At 68.7% G+C, this 15,713-nt stretch carries 38 protein-coding genes; 35 read left to right on the top strand and 3 right to left on the bottom strand.

Translation table 11 applies throughout. The annotated features are described in order from the left end of the window. Positions 1 to 199 precede the first annotated feature (199 nt). The 7 genes from AMIS_RS40385 (at position 200) to AMIS_RS10620 (ending at position 3,215) form a co-directional block, all read left to right on the top strand. Positions 200 to 1,552, top strand: coding sequence for a DNA cytosine methyltransferase (locus AMIS_RS40385; RefSeq protein WP_014442266.1), 1,353 nt, complete (start codon positions 200 to 202; stop codon positions 1,550 to 1,552). Further along, positions 1,549 to 1,683 carry a hypothetical protein gene (locus tag AMIS_RS44610; RefSeq protein ID WP_014442265.1) on the top strand — a complete coding sequence of 45 codons (135 nt, stop codon included), beginning with the start codon at positions 1,549 to 1,551 and terminating at the stop codon, positions 1,681 to 1,683. Before AMIS_RS40385 ends, AMIS_RS44610 begins: the two co-directional genes overlap by 4 nt. Continuing rightward, entirely contained in the window at positions 1,680 to 1,931 is a 252-nt protein-coding gene (locus tag AMIS_RS10635) for a hypothetical protein (RefSeq protein WP_014442264.1), read from the top strand. Before AMIS_RS44610 ends, AMIS_RS10635 begins: the two co-directional genes overlap by 4 nt. Before the next feature lie 67 nt (positions 1,932 to 1,998). After that, positions 1,999 to 2,163: a hypothetical protein gene (locus AMIS_RS42525; protein WP_014442263.1), complete on the top strand. Its 165-nt coding sequence runs from the start codon at positions 1,999 to 2,001 to the stop codon at positions 2,161 to 2,163. Further along, positions 2,160 to 2,696, top strand: coding sequence for a hypothetical protein (locus tag AMIS_RS10630; protein WP_014442262.1), 537 nt, complete (start codon positions 2,160 to 2,162; stop codon positions 2,694 to 2,696). Before AMIS_RS42525 ends, AMIS_RS10630 begins: the two co-directional genes overlap by 4 nt. Then, positions 2,689 to 2,922, top strand: coding sequence for a hypothetical protein (locus AMIS_RS10625; RefSeq protein ID WP_014442261.1), 234 nt, complete (start codon positions 2,689 to 2,691; stop codon positions 2,920 to 2,922). Before AMIS_RS10630 ends, AMIS_RS10625 begins: the two co-directional genes overlap by 8 nt. Beyond that, entirely contained in the window at positions 2,919 to 3,215 is a 297-nt protein-coding gene (locus AMIS_RS10620; RefSeq protein WP_014442260.1) for a hypothetical protein, read from the top strand. Before AMIS_RS10625 ends, AMIS_RS10620 begins: the two co-directional genes overlap by 4 nt. 2 nt (positions 3,216 to 3,217) lie before the next feature. On the opposite strand, the gene AMIS_RS10615 is transcribed toward AMIS_RS10620, so the two are convergent. After that, on the bottom strand, positions 3,218 to 3,493 hold the full coding sequence (locus AMIS_RS10615; protein WP_014442259.1) for a hypothetical protein: 276 nt from the start codon (positions 3,491 to 3,493) through the stop codon (positions 3,218 to 3,220). 161 nt (positions 3,494 to 3,654) lie between these two features. On the opposite strand from AMIS_RS10615, the gene AMIS_RS10610 reads away from it, so the two are divergent. The 16 genes from AMIS_RS10610 (at position 3,655) to AMIS_RS10540 (ending at position 11,541) form a co-directional block, all read left to right on the top strand. Further along, positions 3,655 to 4,392: a zinc finger domain-containing protein gene (locus AMIS_RS10610; protein WP_014442258.1), complete on the top strand. Its 738-nt coding sequence runs from the start codon at positions 3,655 to 3,657 to the stop codon at positions 4,390 to 4,392. Beyond that, a complete protein-coding gene (locus AMIS_RS10605) occupies positions 4,389 to 4,700 on the top strand; it encodes a hypothetical protein (protein ID WP_014442257.1) in 312 nt (103 codons plus the stop codon). The genes AMIS_RS10610 and AMIS_RS10605 overlap by 4 nt, the downstream gene beginning before the upstream one ends. Beyond that, the gene (locus tag AMIS_RS10600) at positions 4,694 to 4,969 is read left to right on the top strand and encodes a hypothetical protein (RefSeq protein ID WP_041829682.1); all 276 of its coding nucleotides are present in this window, start codon (positions 4,694 to 4,696) and stop codon (positions 4,967 to 4,969) included. The genes AMIS_RS10605 and AMIS_RS10600 overlap by 7 nt, the downstream gene beginning before the upstream one ends. Continuing rightward, positions 4,956 to 6,020, top strand: coding sequence for a hypothetical protein (locus AMIS_RS10595; RefSeq protein ID WP_014442255.1), 1,065 nt, complete (start codon positions 4,956 to 4,958; stop codon positions 6,018 to 6,020). Before AMIS_RS10600 ends, AMIS_RS10595 begins: the two co-directional genes overlap by 14 nt. 11 nt (positions 6,021 to 6,031) lie before the next feature. Further along, positions 6,032 to 7,210: a recombination directionality factor gene (locus AMIS_RS10590; protein WP_041829681.1), complete on the top strand. Its 1,179-nt coding sequence runs from the start codon at positions 6,032 to 6,034 to the stop codon at positions 7,208 to 7,210. Then, the gene (locus tag AMIS_RS10585) at positions 7,207 to 7,581 is read left to right on the top strand and encodes a hypothetical protein (RefSeq protein ID WP_014442253.1); all 375 of its coding nucleotides are present in this window, start codon (positions 7,207 to 7,209) and stop codon (positions 7,579 to 7,581) included. Before AMIS_RS10590 ends, AMIS_RS10585 begins: the two co-directional genes overlap by 4 nt. Then, positions 7,578 to 8,060 carry a hypothetical protein gene (locus tag AMIS_RS42520; RefSeq protein WP_014442252.1) on the top strand — a complete coding sequence of 161 codons (483 nt, stop codon included), beginning with the start codon at positions 7,578 to 7,580 and terminating at the stop codon, positions 8,058 to 8,060. The genes AMIS_RS10585 and AMIS_RS42520 overlap by 4 nt, the downstream gene beginning before the upstream one ends. After that, positions 8,060 to 8,311: a hypothetical protein gene (locus AMIS_RS10575; RefSeq protein WP_041829680.1), complete on the top strand. Its 252-nt coding sequence runs from the start codon at positions 8,060 to 8,062 to the stop codon at positions 8,309 to 8,311. The genes AMIS_RS42520 and AMIS_RS10575 overlap by 1 nt, the downstream gene beginning before the upstream one ends. Further along, positions 8,308 to 8,520, top strand: coding sequence for a hypothetical protein (locus AMIS_RS10570; RefSeq protein ID WP_014442250.1), 213 nt, complete (start codon positions 8,308 to 8,310; stop codon positions 8,518 to 8,520). Before AMIS_RS10575 ends, AMIS_RS10570 begins: the two co-directional genes overlap by 4 nt. Then, positions 8,517 to 8,675, top strand: coding sequence for a hypothetical protein (locus AMIS_RS42515; protein ID WP_014442249.1), 159 nt, complete (start codon positions 8,517 to 8,519; stop codon positions 8,673 to 8,675). Before AMIS_RS10570 ends, AMIS_RS42515 begins: the two co-directional genes overlap by 4 nt. Next, positions 8,672 to 9,034: a restriction endonuclease gene (locus AMIS_RS10565; protein ID WP_014442248.1), complete on the top strand. Its 363-nt coding sequence runs from the start codon at positions 8,672 to 8,674 to the stop codon at positions 9,032 to 9,034. The genes AMIS_RS42515 and AMIS_RS10565 overlap by 4 nt, the downstream gene beginning before the upstream one ends. Positions 9,035 to 9,224: 190 nt before the next feature. Further along, positions 9,225 to 9,914: a hypothetical protein gene (locus tag AMIS_RS10560; protein WP_014442247.1), complete on the top strand. Its 690-nt coding sequence runs from the start codon at positions 9,225 to 9,227 to the stop codon at positions 9,912 to 9,914. Between the two features lie 170 nt (positions 9,915 to 10,084). Then, complete coding sequence (locus tag AMIS_RS10555) at positions 10,085 to 10,462, top strand: hypothetical protein (RefSeq protein ID WP_157434813.1); 378 nt, start codon at positions 10,085 to 10,087, stop codon at positions 10,460 to 10,462. A gap of 55 nt (positions 10,463 to 10,517) precedes the next feature. After that, positions 10,518 to 10,763 carry a LexA family protein gene (locus tag AMIS_RS10550; protein ID WP_014442245.1) on the top strand — a complete coding sequence of 82 codons (246 nt, stop codon included), beginning with the start codon at positions 10,518 to 10,520 and terminating at the stop codon, positions 10,761 to 10,763. Then, positions 10,760 to 11,191 carry a helix-turn-helix domain-containing protein gene (locus AMIS_RS10545; protein WP_014442244.1) on the top strand — a complete coding sequence of 144 codons (432 nt, stop codon included), beginning with the start codon at positions 10,760 to 10,762 and terminating at the stop codon, positions 11,189 to 11,191. Before AMIS_RS10550 ends, AMIS_RS10545 begins: the two co-directional genes overlap by 4 nt. Further along, positions 11,191 to 11,541, top strand: a complete 351-nt coding sequence (locus tag AMIS_RS10540; protein WP_014442243.1) for a hypothetical protein — start codon at positions 11,191 to 11,193, stop codon at positions 11,539 to 11,541. Before AMIS_RS10545 ends, AMIS_RS10540 begins: the two co-directional genes overlap by 1 nt. Before the next feature lie 2 nt (positions 11,542 to 11,543). Here the strand turns inward: AMIS_RS10540 and AMIS_RS44835 are convergent, their stop codons facing one another. After that, positions 11,544 to 12,104 (bottom strand): putative regulatory protein, encoded by a 561-nt coding sequence (locus AMIS_RS44835; protein ID WP_014442242.1) that lies wholly within the window; start codon positions 12,102 to 12,104, stop codon positions 11,544 to 11,546. 3 nt (positions 12,105 to 12,107) lie between these two features. Then, positions 12,108 to 12,344 (bottom strand): hypothetical protein, encoded by a 237-nt coding sequence (locus AMIS_RS10530; RefSeq protein ID WP_041830683.1) that lies wholly within the window; start codon positions 12,342 to 12,344, stop codon positions 12,108 to 12,110. A gap of 120 nt (positions 12,345 to 12,464) precedes the next feature. Here AMIS_RS10530 and AMIS_RS42510 point away from each other — a divergent pair, with 120 nt between their 5' ends. From AMIS_RS42510 to AMIS_RS44030, 12 genes are read left to right on the top strand one after another with little or no spacing between them, the layout of a single operon-like run. Further along, on the top strand, positions 12,465 to 12,668 hold the full coding sequence (locus tag AMIS_RS42510) for a hypothetical protein (protein WP_014442240.1): 204 nt from the start codon (positions 12,465 to 12,467) through the stop codon (positions 12,666 to 12,668). Next, positions 12,668 to 12,904, top strand: a complete 237-nt coding sequence (locus AMIS_RS10525) for a hypothetical protein (protein ID WP_014442239.1) — start codon at positions 12,668 to 12,670, stop codon at positions 12,902 to 12,904. Before AMIS_RS42510 ends, AMIS_RS10525 begins: the two co-directional genes overlap by 1 nt. Then, a complete protein-coding gene (locus AMIS_RS10520; RefSeq protein WP_014442238.1) occupies positions 12,901 to 13,149 on the top strand; it encodes a hypothetical protein in 249 nt (82 codons plus the stop codon). The genes AMIS_RS10525 and AMIS_RS10520 overlap by 4 nt, the downstream gene beginning before the upstream one ends. Then, positions 13,146 to 13,343 (top strand): hypothetical protein, encoded by a 198-nt coding sequence (locus AMIS_RS10515; protein WP_014442237.1) that lies wholly within the window; start codon positions 13,146 to 13,148, stop codon positions 13,341 to 13,343. Before AMIS_RS10520 ends, AMIS_RS10515 begins: the two co-directional genes overlap by 4 nt. Further along, positions 13,343 to 13,663: a hypothetical protein gene (locus AMIS_RS10510; protein WP_014442236.1), complete on the top strand. Its 321-nt coding sequence runs from the start codon at positions 13,343 to 13,345 to the stop codon at positions 13,661 to 13,663. The genes AMIS_RS10515 and AMIS_RS10510 overlap by 1 nt, the downstream gene beginning before the upstream one ends. Beyond that, positions 13,663 to 13,854 (top strand): hypothetical protein, encoded by a 192-nt coding sequence (locus tag AMIS_RS10505; RefSeq protein WP_041829678.1) that lies wholly within the window; start codon positions 13,663 to 13,665, stop codon positions 13,852 to 13,854. Before AMIS_RS10510 ends, AMIS_RS10505 begins: the two co-directional genes overlap by 1 nt. Beyond that, a complete protein-coding gene (locus tag AMIS_RS43630) occupies positions 13,851 to 14,264 on the top strand; it encodes a hypothetical protein (protein ID WP_014442234.1) in 414 nt (137 codons plus the stop codon). The genes AMIS_RS10505 and AMIS_RS43630 overlap by 4 nt, the downstream gene beginning before the upstream one ends. Continuing rightward, positions 14,261 to 14,584, top strand: coding sequence for a hypothetical protein (locus AMIS_RS10495; protein WP_014442233.1), 324 nt, complete (start codon positions 14,261 to 14,263; stop codon positions 14,582 to 14,584). Before AMIS_RS43630 ends, AMIS_RS10495 begins: the two co-directional genes overlap by 4 nt. Next, a complete protein-coding gene (locus AMIS_RS10490; protein WP_014442232.1) occupies positions 14,584 to 14,811 on the top strand; it encodes a hypothetical protein in 228 nt (75 codons plus the stop codon). The genes AMIS_RS10495 and AMIS_RS10490 overlap by 1 nt, the downstream gene beginning before the upstream one ends. After that, complete coding sequence (locus tag AMIS_RS10485; protein ID WP_157434812.1) at positions 14,811 to 15,122, top strand: hypothetical protein; 312 nt, start codon at positions 14,811 to 14,813, stop codon at positions 15,120 to 15,122. Before AMIS_RS10490 ends, AMIS_RS10485 begins: the two co-directional genes overlap by 1 nt. Continuing rightward, positions 15,119 to 15,460: a hypothetical protein gene (locus AMIS_RS44035; protein WP_014442230.1), complete on the top strand. Its 342-nt coding sequence runs from the start codon at positions 15,119 to 15,121 to the stop codon at positions 15,458 to 15,460. The genes AMIS_RS10485 and AMIS_RS44035 overlap by 4 nt, the downstream gene beginning before the upstream one ends. After that, on the top strand, positions 15,457 to 15,696 hold the full coding sequence (locus tag AMIS_RS44030; RefSeq protein WP_014442229.1) for a response regulator transcription factor: 240 nt from the start codon (positions 15,457 to 15,459) through the stop codon (positions 15,694 to 15,696). Before AMIS_RS44035 ends, AMIS_RS44030 begins: the two co-directional genes overlap by 4 nt. Positions 15,697 to 15,713 lie beyond the last annotated feature (17 nt).

The raw sequence follows: 15,713 nt of genomic DNA, 5'->3' as shown, positions 1-15,713 counted from the left end.
CTATCCGCCCGCCAGTGGTTGCGGGCAGTAAACCCGGCAATACTGGCACACTCGCCGCGCCCGGCTGCGCGTACTGCTCCGACCCGGCCTGCCCCGGCACGCTCGACTGCTACCGGGACTGGGCGGGCTCCGAAACCGGATGGCGTGAGATCGCGCTGAAGCGTCCCCGGTGGGTCCTCGCCAACGGTCAAGCGGTCGCATGATGGCCCCGCTGAAAATCGGTGGCCAATGCGAGGGTTACGCCGGCATATTCCTGGCCCTGTCGGAGCTGCTGCCGGTTGAGCACGCCTGGTACGCCGAGGTCGATCCTGGTGCATCGAAGGTGCTCGCCCACCACTACCCAGATGTGCCGAACCACGGCGACATCACCGCGTACGACTGGGCGACAGCCGAGCCGGTGGACATCTTCACCTCGGGCTTCCCCTGTCAAGGCTTCAGTCACGCCGGCCGACGTCGTGGCTCGGAGGACGAGCGGCATTTGTGGCCGACCGGCGTGCTGCCCGCTGTCAGGGACCTAATGCCGCCGCTGGCTGTCTTCGAGAACGTGCAGGGCCTGCTGACGATCGAGCAGGGCCAGGTGTTCGGGTCCATCCTCGCCGACCTGGACAAGCTGGGCTACACGGTGTCGTGGACGACGGTGGGTGCCTGCAAGGTGGGTGCGTGTCACCATCGGCACAGGGTTTTCATCGCCGCCACCCTGGCCGAGGCGCGCCGGCCGATGTCGGACCCGGTCGCGCACCGCCGTCCCGGTGCGCTGTCGGGTGGCTGGGCTCCCGCGCAGGACGTGCTGTTCGGTGATTTCGAGGCGCTGCGCTGGCCCGCTGCCGGGTTCACGCAGGGCGGCACGGCATGGGAGATGCCCGCCGATACGTGCGGCGCTAACGACCACATCCTGCCGACGCCGAAGGCTTCCGACACGGGCACGCCTGGCCGGCGCGCTTCGGAGGGGTGGCGTCCGCCGCTGTCGGAGGTGCTGTTGAACCTGCTTCCGACACCGCGGGTGTCGGACACGAACGGGGCCGGGCAGCATGGCGACGGCGGTCCTGAGATCAGGACCGCCGTCGCCATGCTGCCCACGCCAACCGCCACCCCGTACGGCAACAACCAGTCCCCCTCGCAGGGTGCGGCGATACGACCCTCACTCGATGCCCTGGCACCGATGCTGCCGACCCCTCGCGCATCCGACGGCGAGAAGGGTGGCCCGAACCAGCGCGGCTCGTCCGGTGACGTGATGCTTCCGGCGGCGGTGCAGCCGGAACGCTTCGGGAAGTACGCCGCAGCGGTCCGCCGGCACGAGCTCGCCTACGGCTTGTCGGCCCCTGATCCGACGGAGCCCGGCCGGAACGGCAAGCCGCGCCTCTCCCCCGCATTCCCGGAGTTCATGCAAGGCTTGCCGCCTGGCTGGCTCACGGATGTCGTTGAGCGCAAGGACGCCCTGAAGCTGGCCGGTAACGGCGTGAACCCCCGGCAGTGCGCGTACGCCCTGCAGCTGCTGCCGACGTTCCGGGCCGCTGTTCGTGAGCTGACGGCCGAAGTGCAGGTGGCCGCATGAATCTGCGCGCGTGGCGTCGTGCCCGCCGGATCCGTAAGGCCGACCGTGATGTGCAGCCGTACCCGGCGCCGGTGATGTCGGCGTGGCTGGACGAGCTGCGTGAGATGCGGGCGGCGAGGGCCGACCGGTGATCGCCGTGCTGCTGGCCCTGTGGGCTGGGCTGCTGCTGTCGTTCCTGATCCGTACCCGCTGGGCGTACCGCCGCGGGTTGCTGGCGGGCCAACGGCAGGCCGAGCTTACGCATGGCTGGTATCAGCCGGTTCCTGCTGGCCGGAATCCCGCAACGGTGCCGGACAGGAAGCGCCGCCGATCTCCGGATCGCAAGGCCGCACGTGAGCCGAAGCCGCTCGACCGCCCGGTCTTCCACATCACGCACTGACCGCCACTGCCGGTCTCCCCTCCCCCACTCCCCGCGTCCTTATCCGCTCCCTACCTGAGGAGCTGCAATGCCTTCTGAGATCGAGGATCGGCCGTACATCGGCCGGCACCGCCTGCACGGTGAGGACACCGCTGATCTGCGGGCGCACACGCTCGCCGACTTCCACACCGAGACGCGGCGGATCGTGCTGCCGTGGACCCCAGCCCGCGTGGTCATGGTGGGTCCACGGTGAGCGCGGCCGTGTTCTGGGATGCCCCGGAGACGATGACGACCGCTGATCTGATCAGCCTGGCCCGGCATGAGTGGGGTGACCTGCTCCTGGCGGTCGGCTCGATGCTGGGCTGGCTGGCGCTGTTCGCCGTAATCGCGTGGGCGCTGTCCTGGATGCGCGACGATGAGGTGGTGCCCGCCGACGACGACGCCGACCTGGCCGCGATCGCCGATGCGGTGGCCGAGGAGCACCCCACTGGCAGTGTGGTGGTGCAGGACGGCCCGGACGTGCTGCTGCGGCCGGCGCGTCCGGTGAACGAGCGGCGCGATAGCCGCTGGCCTACCAAGAACGCTAACCGCGGCGACTACTTCGACGAGGCTTCTCGGCGTGCGAACGAGGCGAACGCCGAGTGGATCACTGAGCAGCGGCAGTCCGAGCTTGGTCGGCAGCTTGTCGACAGCACCGAGCAGTTCCTGAAGGCGCAGGCCGCCCGTCAGGCCCGCTGGGATGCGGCGACCACGCAGGAGATCAAGCGCGGTGATCCCGGTGAGTGACTGGCAGCTGTTCGGCGCCGGTGTTGTCGCCCTGATCGTGGTGGCTGCGGTGTGGCTGATGATCCGGCATTGGCGGCGCACGTGGGAGGCGCGTCTGGCCGTGTTGACCGCGTGGGAGGACGAGACGGCCCGGCACGTGCCCAGTCTGGTGCCCGCTCAGCGTCAGCCGGTGGATCCGTTCTGGGCCGAGTTCATCGAGACGCAGCGGGACGGTGAGGACCGGTGACCGCGCACGCCGAGGTGGCGGCGATGCTGGCCGTGCTCACCGCGGAACCTGTGTGGCGGTTCCTGCCGGAGGGTGAGCGCCGGCATCTGCTGACGCCGGGTTCGGCGGTCGCGGCGTGCGGTCACCGGCCGTGGGCTCCGTGGGAATGGCTGGGCGCTTCGCAGGCTCAGGCAGCTGAGATGGCAAAGCTGCCGCACTGCCGCTCGTGTGTGCGCATGTCGGGCTGCCAGCACGTGGCCTGCCGGACGCGGCGTGAGGTGGAGATGCCGTGGTCGTGGCGGCAGGCGTCGTGAAGTCAGCTTTCGGTGGGCGGTACCCAGCCATCGCGTTCATTCGCTTCGCTGACCACTCGACTGACGTACTCCCGCGTCCATCCGACGCGCCTGCCGATCTCAGCCATCGTCAGGTTGGTGCTTTTGGACAGCACTTCGCGGCCGAGTTCGACGACCACGGTCTTCAGCTCGACGCTCAGGGCAGCGAGTTGCTTCTCAACTTTGTCGTACCGGTTGACGACTTCGTCGAGCTTCTGGCTGGTGGGCGTCTCTTTGTAAGCCCTGGCGCGGCGCGGCATAGGCCGGATTGTCGCATGTCCTGGATCACGGCTGGCGTTCGTGACCACACATCTCTTTTGGGGCGCGACTTGACTACGTGAACTCATAGCGTGATGCTACATCACGAACTGAGGTACACTTGGTGCAAGCTTCCGGCTCTCGCCGTTGAAGGAGTTTCTGCATGACTTCCAGCACCATTCAGGCCACCCTGACCACCGCAAACACCGTCGACCTGATCGACGTCCTGCGTGCCCCGCTCGCCGTGACGTGCCCGAAGTGCCAGACCCGGCCCGGCCACGAATGCCAGTCAACGGGCGGCGGCAACTTCGCATACGTGCCCACGCACAAGGCCCGCACCGACCGGGTGAAGGACTGGCCTGAGACGTTCGCCGCTGAGGCCGGCCGCCTCGTCAAGTCGGGGCTGCGGGCCACCTACGAGGCGCGGGCCGCCGCCGATTGGAGCCGGTTCGAGGCTGCCGCCGCCCCGGTCCCGGCCGCGAAGCCGGTCACGCCGAAGGGCGTCCGCCTGTCGGAAGCGCAGGCCGAGGAGATCGAACGGTATGTGCTGTCGGGCGGCTACGGCTCGGTGTCGACCGCCCATTTCCACGGCGATGCCGCGCACAGGCAGACCGTGAACGCGCTCGAAGCGAAAGGCATCGTCGAGTTCGTCGAGACGGCCGATCACGGCTACAGCCGGTCGATGAAGCTGACCGAGTTCGGCTGGCAGGTGTACCACCAGCACCGTCTGATCATCAAACGGTTGACGGATGAGCAGGTCGCCGAGCAGGTGGCGCGGGCCGAGTCCGGGCGCTGCCTGGAATGTGGTGCCCAGCCCGGTGTGACCGCCGGCTGCGACCTGTGCGACCTGGAGCGGTTCTCGGCTGCTCAGGACGCGCGCCGGGGCGGTGAAGCCGCATGACCATCAACGAGCACATCCAGCTGTTCAAGCGCGGCTTCCTCACCGTCCCCGCAGTCCGGCTCACTGAGGACAACTGGCCCGTCGTGTTCGAGTGGGCGGACTCGAAGCCGTTCTTCAGCCCCGCGCCCGCTGACGGCGAGCCGATGCCGATCACCGGTCTGACGGTGTTCGAGCCGACCGGCCGGAACAAGGCCAGCTGGGGTGACTGGATCTACCGGACCCCCGCCGGCGACTTCCGCACCTACCCGGACGCCCAGTTCCGGGAGCTGTTCCAGCCGGTCGACGGCAAGGAGGGCGGTTCGTGGTGAGCCTCGACCTGAACGCGATCAGCGCCGAGTTCCTGACGGTGTGCTGCTCCTGCGACCTCGGCGTACCGAGCGCCTGTGTCTGCACGGAACGCGACTACCGGCCCGTGATGCTCGAACTCGTCCAGGAGATCGAACGGCTCCGCGCGGTGATGGCCGACTTCAGCAAACAGCTCGGCAAGCGTTCCGACTACTGCGGAGACACCGCCGACCACGACGCAATGGTGAGGTTCGCCCGCGAGCTGCGGGAGGCGAGCCGTGCCGATCAGTGAGGCTGCCGCCGAGATCTTCCGCCGGGACCTGCCGTTCCACTCCGTCGAGGAGTCCGACGACGGCCGCTGGTACATCATCGACGGCCAGCGGCTCATGTCCGTCACCACCGCGTTCAACGCCATCGCGAAACGCGGCCTGATCCCGTGGGCCGCCGGCCTCACCGCCGAGCAGGCATTCGCGGACCTGCCGATGCTGGTGTCCGCGTCACGGCGCCCGCTGTGCGACAACACCTGGTCCCGCTGCCACCACGACGGCAACGAGTCGTGCGAGAAGTGCCCGTGCCGGGTGTGCCGGCTGTGCGTACAGAAGTGGCTCGCCGACCGGCACGAAAGGGAATCCGCGCGACGCGCCGATGAGGGCACCCGAGTCCACGACGTCGCCGAGTGGTGGTCGTTCCACGGCGTCATCCGCGACCACGACACCGACATCGCCCCGTACGTGAAGTCGTTCGTCGAATACACCGAGGACTACGGGCTCACCCCCGACGATGTCCTCCTTGCCGAAGCACTGCTCATCCACCGGGACATCGGTGCGGCCGGGCAGACCGACGGCGTCACCCGCTACCACGCCGAACGCACCGAAGCGGCGGCGAAGCTGGTGTCGCGGATCCTCACCAAACGCGGTGAGCCGGTGTCGTGGAAGCAGGCGGCGAAACGGAAGCTGACCGTCGACCTGATCGACGACTACAAGACGCGTGAGGACGACAAGCCGAAGTTCTACCCAGAGAACGCGCTACAGCTGTCCGGGTACCGGCACTTCCCGACGATCCGGGTCAAGAACTCGGATGAGGAAGCCCCGATGATCCCGGTCGACGGCGGCGTCATCATCCAGCTTCGTCCCGACGGGTACGCGCTCCGCCCGGTTCTGTGTGACCAGGGCGTGTACGAGCGCGGGTTCCTGCCCGCCCTGAACCTGTACCGCTGGCTGACCGAAGAAGGCCCTGCCTCCGTGTCCAGCCACACCTTCGTCCTCCCGGAGACGCTGGCCGCCCGCGCCCGCAAGGCCGCGAAAGAGCAGGCCACCGCCCAGTCCACTCCCCCGGCAGCGTGAGGAGACCACCCATGCCCATCAAGCAGCTTCAGGCCCGTCTGACCCAGGTCGGTGTGATCCGGCTCGGTCAGCAGCTCATCTCGAAGAAGAGTGGCAAGCCGTTCCCCAGCAAGCTGGAGACGTTGCGGTTCACGTCCCCGTCGAAGCCGCTCATCGACGCGGTGGCTGCCGCGTACGGCGGCGAGGTGAAGAAGTGGGACTCCCCGACCGGCGTGCAGTGGGAGGTCATCACCGGGGCGAAGGAGATCCCGGTGCTGGTGCCGCCGCAGCGCATCGATCCGAACCTGGAGCACTGGGGTAACGGGTTCCGGGACCGCATGTGTGACGGCGACGTCGAGAAGATCCGTCAGCAGCCGTGCCACTGTGCCGCCGCGCAACTCGCCGGCCGTCCGTTCGGCCCGCGTGACATCTGCAAGCCGACGACGCGGATGGCGCTGATGCTCGCCGATATCCCGTCGCTCGGCACCTGGAAGCTTGAGAGCCACGGCTGGAACGCCGCCGCAGAGCTGCCCACCTTGGCCGCGTCGATCGAGTCGGCGCCGCAGCCGATCCCGGCCCGGCTGGAGGTTCAGAAGCGGGAGAAGAAGGACTTCGACCCGTCGAAGGGTGACGGCGAGCAGGTCGAGTCGAAGGTGTTCATGGTGCCGGTGCTGCACTTCGACTGGCTGACCCCGGCGCAGGCGTTCGGCGGTGAACTCGGCGCGGCGGCGCGGGCAGCGCTCGGCGCGGCGGCGACGCAGCGGCACGCCATCGAAGCCGCCAAGGTTGAGTCGACCCGACGCAAGTTCACGGCGGACGAGTACATCGCGATGGCCGACGACACCAAGAACGTTGAGCAGGTGCGGGCACTGTGGAAAGACGCCAAGGACGACGAGGCGCTCACCGACGAGGTGAAGGCCGCGCTGAACGCGAAGGCCGCCGAGTTCGCGCCGAAACCCGAGCCAACTCCCCCGCCCAAACCGCAGCCCGAACCGGAGCAGCCGCCCGTGGACGAGGTGGTGGACGCCGAGGTGATCCCCGACCCCGACGAGGTGTGGGCGCAGATCCAGGGCGTGGCCGGCGAGAACGGCTGGAACGCCGAGCAGCTTGAGCAGCATGTCGTCGCGCACCTGGGCAAGCCGTCTACCGTCGCCGACGGGCTGGAGCTCACCCGATTCCTTGACGCGGTCAAGGCTGGGGAGGTCGCATGAGCGACGACCTGACGCCTGCTCAGATCGAGGCGAAGCTGCGAAGGCTCGTCAACGATCTGACGCTGGCCCAGTCGAGTCTTCGCGCGGCCCGCGATGCCGAGGTGGACGCCAAGCACGCGTTCGAGTCGGCCCGGCGGAAGGCGCTGCTGTCCGACGACTGCCCGAAGGTGACCCGCGGCGGCTACACGACGGCGGAGCGGGATGCGTGGGTTGCTGAGCAGGCCGCCGTCCTGGAGCGCACGTTTGATCTGGCGGAGGCGAACCGGAAGGCCGCCGAGGACTACCTGCGGACGCTCCGCGACCAGTCCATGATCGTGATGGCTCTCGGTAAATCGGTGCAGAGCGCCTTCTCGCTGGCGGGCGTGTCGTGAAGCGCACCGCGATCGCCCGCCGCACTCCCCTGCGGTCAGGGACTCCGCTGGCCCGCACCTCGTCGCTGGCACCGAAGCACACCCGGCAGACGGCGAAGCCGAAGCGCCAGCCGCCGGGAGTCCCGGCGCGGGTGCGCGCCGCTCTCAAGCAGCGTTCCTGTGGCGTGTGCGAAATCCAGGCTCCGGGCTGCGATGGCCGGGCCGTGGACCCGAGTCACCGGATCACGACGGGCATGGGTGGCCGGCACGGTGCGGCAGCCGCCCGGCATCACGTCCTGTCAAACCTGCTGCACGCCTGCCGCGGCTGCCATTCGGGGGCGCTCCATGCGATGCCTGCTGCCGCGTACTGGCGCGGCTGGATGCTCCACAGCCACGAAGACCCCACCTCTGTGCCGGTGCTGTACCGCGGCGTGTGGTCGCTGCTGACCGACGCCGGAGACGTGACCCCCACCAACCAGACCACCGCCGAGGAGGCGTGATGACCACGACCACTGACCTGTTCGACCTTGAGATGGCGGCATCACGCGCCCGCCAACGCGTGGAGTCCGCCGCCCTGGACTCGATCTCCGCAAGCCACTACTACCGGGACGAGGAACGGCACGCTGACGCGGCGGCCGAGTACGCGGGTGAGCAGCTGGCGCTGGCCGCCCGTGACCTGGTCCGTGCGATCGAAGCCCTGCCGCCCCAGCGCCAGCCGATCGGCTGGGACGCCACGGTTGTGCCGTCGTGAGCACCCTGCAGACAGTGGCTCTCGCCGAGTGGCGGGTCGCGTTCGTCATGGCAGCCGGGCAGTCCCGGCGCATGTTCCTCTTCACGATCCCCGCCGTGGACGAGGAGTCGGCGCTGGCCGGTGCCCACCTGATCGCGGACGGCATCAACGAGGCGTCCGGGCACGTGTGGAAGCTGACCTCGGAGTTCTCGGCGGAGGTGCAGTCGTGAGCGATCTGACCACCGACTTCGACGAGCGGGATGCCGCAGCCGAGGTGGCGTTCCTGAACGGCGCGTTCGACCTGCCTGCGGCGGCGACCCCGGATGACCTGCGGGACGCGTACGGCGACCACGACGCGGACTACGAGCGGGACGGTGCTCGGTGAGCCACTACGCCGCTGGCCGCCGGTTCGAGTGGGCGTGCCGTGACGACCTCGCCGACAACGGCTACATCGTCATCCGGGCCGCCGGGTCGAAAGGCGACGCCAAAGTCGACCTGATCGCCATCAAGCCCGGCCAGTTGCTGTTCATCCAATGCAAGTCCACCGCCGGGGCGCTCGGCCCGGCCGAATGGGACCGTCTCGTCGAGGTGTCGGCGATGGTCGGCGCCATTCCGGTTCTCGCCGCAAAAGGTGGGCGGGGGCAGGGCATCCAGTACACCCGGCTGCTCGGGCCGAAGAAGCCGCGGGCGCGGGTGCAGGACGTGAAGCCTTTCCTCCTTGACGAGGTTGGAGCGGCAGCGTGACCGCCACCGTGACCCCGCTCCCTGTGCGTGCTCCCGAGGCACCGGCGGATGTGCCGAGTAAGTGCGAGGGCAAGGGTGCGGCTGGTGTTCCTGACCGGCCTTGCCCGGAGCCGGGGAGCCTGCTGCGCTGCCAGCTGTGCCCTGACTCGCCTAACTACTGGCGGCGTGGAACCGGCACGGAGGTGGCCGCGTGACCAGCACTCTCGCCTCGAAGCCCGTGAAGCTTCGTACGATCTGCCGCCGGCACACCCGCTACGTTGCGGGCTGCGAAGGCTGCCGGGAGGTGGCGGCCACCCAGAAGCGCGCCCGGACTCGGCAGGTCGCCTACGGCACCTGGCAAGGGATCGTTGACGCCACACCTATCCGGCGGCACCTGCAGACGCTGCTCGACGCGGGGCTCAGCCGCCGAGACATCGCCCGCGCCGCCCGCGTCAGCCGCAATGCCGTCGATCTGGTTGTCAGTGGCCGGCAAGCTTCCGCTCAGGCGGCAACCGCGCACGCCTTACTCGCTGTTGTCGCCGCGCCGTCCGCAGCTACGCGTGTCAGTTCGCTGGGGGTGTCACGGCGACTGCAGGCGTTGATGGCGATCGGGTGGAGTGCTGCGGCGGTCGCCGGCCGGCTAGACACGAACCTGCAGCAGGTGTGTAAGTGGCGGTACCGGTATCAAGACCGCATTGCCTACCGCCATCACGAAGCCATCTGCCGCTTGTACCGAGAGCTGGAGTGCCGGCCCGGCCCGTCAGAGAAAGCACAAGTGCACGCGCGCACGCTCGGCTACGCCCCGCCGATCTGCTGGGACGACGACGGCGACCTTGACGACCCGCGGGCACGGCCGAAGGGGTTCAGTGCCTTCCGCAGGGCTACGGGGGCGGCGGCATGACGGCCTGTTCCCGACACGAAACTCCTGGCGTTGCCGGATGCGCCGGCTGCCAGCAGGTGTGGCGTGTCTACGACCGTCGGCGCCGGGCTGCTATCGCGGACGGAAGCTGGCTACCGAAGGCAGACCCGCAACTGGTCCGCGAGCACGTCGCTCGCCTTCAGGCCGCTGGGATGACGCTGGACGACATCGCGGCCGCGGCGAGGGTGAACGTCAGCACGTTGAAGCGGCTGCGGCACCGCAGCTGGCTTGCGGGGGCGACCGCTGCGGAGATCCTGGCTGTGGTTGTCGACAGCATGGAGCCCGTCGCTCCGGGTGACGACCTGGACGAGGTCGTGGTGGAGCGGGTTCTTGCTGGTGACCGCGTCGATTTGACGGATGCGGAACTGGTCGCGGTGTTCCAGGCGGCCCGCGCCAGGCGGATTCCGATCTCGCGGCTGAGCAATGGACTCGGCGTCAACTATTTGGCTGCTCAGCGAATGGCCCGCGGTGAAATGCCAGCGCGCATGGCTGCTCGGGCTCGGCGCGCAACCCACCGGAGGGTCGCATGACCAGCCCCGACCCTGCCGTGCATCTGGTCTCCGACCCTGACTCTGAGGAGGTGGCATGACCGCCGCCGTCGCATCACTGCTCACCAAGACACAGCGCCGCGTCCTCGAGGCGATCCGCTCGTACGCCACGGCGAACGGGTTCTCGCCGACGTTCCGTGACATCTCCGAAGCGACGGGCCTGTCGGTGTCGGCGGTCTCGTACCAGGTGGGCCGGTTGAGCGAGATGGGTTGGATTCGCCGGGCGGAGAACACGCCGCGCGCCTTGGTCGTGCTGGATCCGGTGGACGGAACGGATCGGTGAGTCACGCCCACCCGGTCACGGAGCAGCTGACCGATCTGCGCCGGGCTGCCGGTATCGACCGCAGGGTGCTGGCCGGCCGGATCGGTGTGCGCACCCAGCTGCTGCTCCAGTGGGAGGCCGGGGTGTACGCGCCGGGCATGGACAGCCTGTTGGGGTGGGCGGGCGGGCTGCGCAGCGTGGTGGCCGTGCACCCGCATTCCGGCCTGCCGATCCTGGATGTGGACCCGGTGGGGGCGCTCACGGCGGTCCGGCAGCGCCGCAGGCTGTCGCAGGCGGAGGTCGCTGAGGCGGCCGGGTTCACCCAGCCGCAGCTGTCGCTGTGGGAGCGGCGCCGGCATCAGCCGGGGCTGCGGGCGCTCGCGGACTGGGCGGCTGCGGTCGGCTGTGATCTGGTGCTGGTGCCCGCTCTGGTTGGGGTGGCTGCCTGATGCTGCCGGACGGTTTCGAGTGGGCGGTGCCGGGTGCCCGCGGCGACGTGTGGTGTGTGCGCCGGGCTGGTGCGCGGCTGATGCTGTGCGGCTGGCCGTTGACGCCGGGCAAAGGCCAGGACGGGTTTGTGCCGGTGATTCAGCCGGCCGACCCGCCTGCCGAGGCCCACGGCCGCTGTGTGGCACTGCTGGCAGGACTGCATGGCGTGTGCCCGGTGTGCGGTGGTGACATCGCGACCGAGGACGGCCGAATCGTGGCGCACGGGGCGTGGGTGCGCACGGTGGACGGGGTGGAACGGTCCGAGACGCCGTGTTCGGGCGCTGGTGAGCTGCCGGACGGTGAGCGGTGAGGTCAGCTCGGCGGCTTGCGCGGTCCTTTGCGGGTGGGCGTAGCGGTGGGCGCAGGCTCACTGTCGGCGAGCGCGGGCCGATGCTCTCGGATCCAGGCTTCGATGTCGGCGATGCGCCAGACCTTGCCCATTTGGATTTCGTCGTAGGGCGCGGGGAAGTCGGGTTTGGCGATCAGTTGCTGGACACGCTGGCGGGAGACGCCGAGTCGGTCGCCGATCTCACCCGCTCCCACGAAGTGCCGCGTCTTGAATGGTTTCGGCTCAACGCCGCCATGTTTGCGTCGATACGCGGTGTGGCCCAGTGCGTGGGCACGAGAGGTGCCAGCGATGTTGTACCTGGGCGCTTCTGTGCGGATGGCTTGGGTTTCTTGCCGGGCCGCTTCGGCGCGCGTACCGAACCATTCAACCTGGGTGCGCGTGGGGTCGATCTCGGCACGCCAGGGCTTCTTGCGGAGATGGGCCTTGATGCGCGTGAAGCCGTCGCCCATGCCCACATAGAGCAACCCACCTTCGGTCGAGAACAGCCGATAAACCGCAGTGGGGAGCAGATCTCCGTCGGACATCGACTACCGCGCAATCTTCAGGGTCGTGGTTTCGCCCGACTTCCACCGGACATAGGCCGCGCAGATGCGCCGGACGTGCTCACGGGTGTAGCCGGTCTGCTCAACGACGGCAGCCTGCCGCTCGCCGTTCTCAACGATGGCGCGGCCGATCGCCTTGAACAACTCCTGCCGCCGCTCGTCGAGGACGCTTTCGGCGCGCTTAAAGGAGCGCAGCGCGTCGGCCAATTGTTTGTCCGTCACGGACAAATTCTGACAGACACGGAGGTGGCCTACACCCGGTGGCACGAACAGCTGACTTGTCATGCCACACAGTGTAGGCCACACTGGTGTGGCATCCAATCCCCGAACCGAGGAGGCCAAGTGCCCAAACACGCTGACAGTGATCCGGTGAAGGTTGGCTACTCCAGCAGCCGCGACGCCCAGTTCAACAGCCGCAACGGCGCCGACGAGCTCGGCTACACGTGGGGTGAATGGCGCGCCATGTCGCGCGACCAGCAAGCCGATGCGCTCACCGAGTACGTCTTCACGCTCGTGGACGTGTGGGTTGAGGAGGACGAGAGCTGATGACCATCAACCTTCCCGCCATCGTCACGATCCCCGCCCACCCGTTCGAGCCCGCCAAGCGCGCCAGTGACGCCGGTCTGATCGCCGACCCCCGGTGCGGCTACCACCACCGGCTCAGCGACGACGAGAGCGTCTGGTGCGCGTTCGGACCGGGCCACCCGGTACACGGCGGCCAGGACACGCAGGTCCGGGTCCGGGAGTGGACCGACGAGGAGATCGAGCGGGACAACCGATGATTCTTGACCTGGACGCCGTCCGCACCCGCCACGACGGATACCTCGCGTCCCACGATCATCCGCACGCCTTCCCTTGCTGCTCAGCGCACGCCAGCGCCGGCGACGTCCCTGCCCTGCTCGCCGAGGTGGAGCGTCTGCGTCGCATCGAGGCTGCCGTGCGCGCCATCGAGTCCGCCGACGACCCGTACGACGAGGCCGTGGCCCGCAATGCACTCCACGCCGCACTGAAGGAGGAGACCCGATGAACTTCGACGCGCTCGACCCCGGCCCTTCCCTGCGGGATGGCGACACCTCCGCTGCTGAAGCGCGTCAGGACCACGACATCACCACCGCCATGCGCGTCCTGCACGACAACGGCGTACCCGCCTGGCAGTACGCCGAATACCTGGCGGCGCGGCGTTCCGACGAACTGCGCAGCAACGGAGAGGAGCCGTTCTGATGACCGACACGACCTGGCCCCCGCCGTGGACGTTGAAGCCCGCCCACAGCGACCCGGAGATCATCCGCGAGTACGGCGAGGATGAGCAGCCGCTCCCCGAATTCGTGCACTGGGCGATCGGCTGGGGGTTCGCCCTCAACGCCGGGCCGTGCGACCACGAAGACGACCACAGCCCGCTCACGATCAGCGCGCATTTCGGTGACGACGACCTGGCGCGCGGCTTCGTCAAACGCGAGGTTAGCCCGGCGCAGTTGCGGGAGTTCGCCCGGCTGCTGCTCAACGTAGCTGCTGCGCACGAGCAGCGGACGGCGGTGGCGTGATGACCGACTCCGCGTTCGTCACCGTCGGACCGTGGCGTATCCGCCGGGCCGTGACCGGTGCCAACGACGCCGTTATCTCGTATCGGACAGACGACAAATACAAGGTCATCACCCTTGAAACCAACGCCGATCTCGCGTTGCTACGTGACGCCATCACCGAATACCTGACCGCCACGGAGGTGGCCCGATGACCATCGCTATCAGCCCGGCCCTGCTGGCCCTGCACGACTGGGACGAACTCATCTTCGGCGGCTTCATCTGCCTGCACTGCACCCCGGACGACGCCGAGTTCCCGGAAGAAAACGTGGGCTGGCCGTGCGCGACTCTCCAAGAAGCCGGGATGACGGACGAGATGGCCGAGCAGGTCATCAAGAACGACCGCGAGCGGATCCGTGTCGGCCACTTCAACGACGCGGTGCCGGTCGGTACGCCCGTCCGCTACTGGACCGGCGTCCGGCAGGGCGAGGGCAAGGTGTCTCGCACGCGGACGCCGGCCGAGCTGCTGAGCGGGCACACCGCTGTCGTGTGGGTTGAGGGTGAAGGGTCGTGCATCGCCCTGTCGCACATCTGTACTTTGAGCGCGGCGGAGGCCACCCGATGACCGCGATCACGCTCGACACCCTGACCGACGATGACCACGCCGAGATCCAGCGGCGGCTCGCCGCCTACGCCGAATGCGGCTGGCAGCCCGTGGACAGCGTCCGCGAGTTCGCGCCCGGTGTGCGGATCCGGCACGTCGGCCAGCAGTACCCGCAGGCGTACCGGTACGGGACGGGCGTCATCGTCACCGTCCTGCAGAACCGGCGCGAGGACATCGAACTGGTCGTGGCGTACGACGAGCCGCGCATCCCCGGCTGCCCACGGGTGACGGTGCTCGGTGACTACCACGTTGACCTCGGACCGTTCGCGGCGGTGGCGTGATGCTGACAGCCCAGACCGTCCACGACACACTCGTCCGGGCCGCCCTGGACCAAGCCGCCGCCGCTGGCTGCACCAAATGCGTGCCTAACGTGTGCGGCGACCACTTCAACCCCGGCATCGAGGAGGCCGGCTGGAACGCTGTCGCTGAACGCATGGACCGGTGGGGTGCGAACGGTTACGCCGGTGACTGGCAGGACGCGCAGTACGACGACCCGGCGGTGGCATGATGCGCATCTTCCCCGGATGGCGCGAGGCCGGCGCGGCGATGCGCTGGGCTCGCCGCCAGGACGGTGTGCAGCACACCGTCCGCCAGTTCCCGCTCCCTGGCAACCCGCGCGGCTACACCGTCCACTCGTGGCTGGCCGAGGCCGCGGACATGTCGGTGACGATCGGGCACGACTCGACCGATGCCGACTTCACCGCGCGCAACAGTGACGCCCGCCGCGACGAGATCGGCATGAGTGCGGCCGAGACGCTGGACTACCTTGCGCAGCTCGGGATTGTGCCGCTCTCCGTCGCCGAGGCGGTGACCTCGTGAGCACGACAGTCGCTCGCACCGCCCGCAAGCCGCACTACTGCTTCAGCTGCCAGTGGCGGGCCAATGACGGTGACACACGAGTCATCGCGCCCGGTCACCGCTACCTGCGGCAGGTGGCCTTCCCTGGCGACGAGGGACATGAGGAAGGCACCCGGCCAGCGGTGCTGAACCAGTGCATCGCCTGCGCCTGCGAGGTGGACGACGGTGCACACCTCGACGCCCGAGCGTGCGGCACCTGGTGCTGCGGTACGACGCCCTGCGCACTGCCGTTCGAGAAGGGCTCGCCGGGCCACGAGCACCAGTGCCGGGAGTGCGTCCGGCTGGCGGTGGACGCGTGAGCTACGGGACCGACTTCTATCCGGCACCGAGCGTTTTGCACGGCCCGCTCACCGCCCGAGAGGTTCAGGTACTTCGACTGGTTGCCGCCGGGAGCACCAACATTGAGATCGGCCGGCACCTGTACATCGGTTCGGAGACCGTCAGAACGCACGTAAAGCGGATCATGCGCAAACTCGGCGCCCGCGACCGTGCACACGCTGTCGCGAACGCTTTCCGCGCCGGGCTGCTCACGTGAAGCCGCGAGACCACGCC

Origin of the sequence: Actinoplanes missouriensis 431, assembly GCF_000284295.1 — a bacterium.
GTDB lineage: Bacteria > Actinomycetota > Actinomycetes > Mycobacteriales > Micromonosporaceae > Actinoplanes > Actinoplanes missouriensis.
The sequence above is the reverse complement of the archived record's forward strand: the minus strand, read 5'-3'. Positions and strand labels throughout refer to the sequence as shown.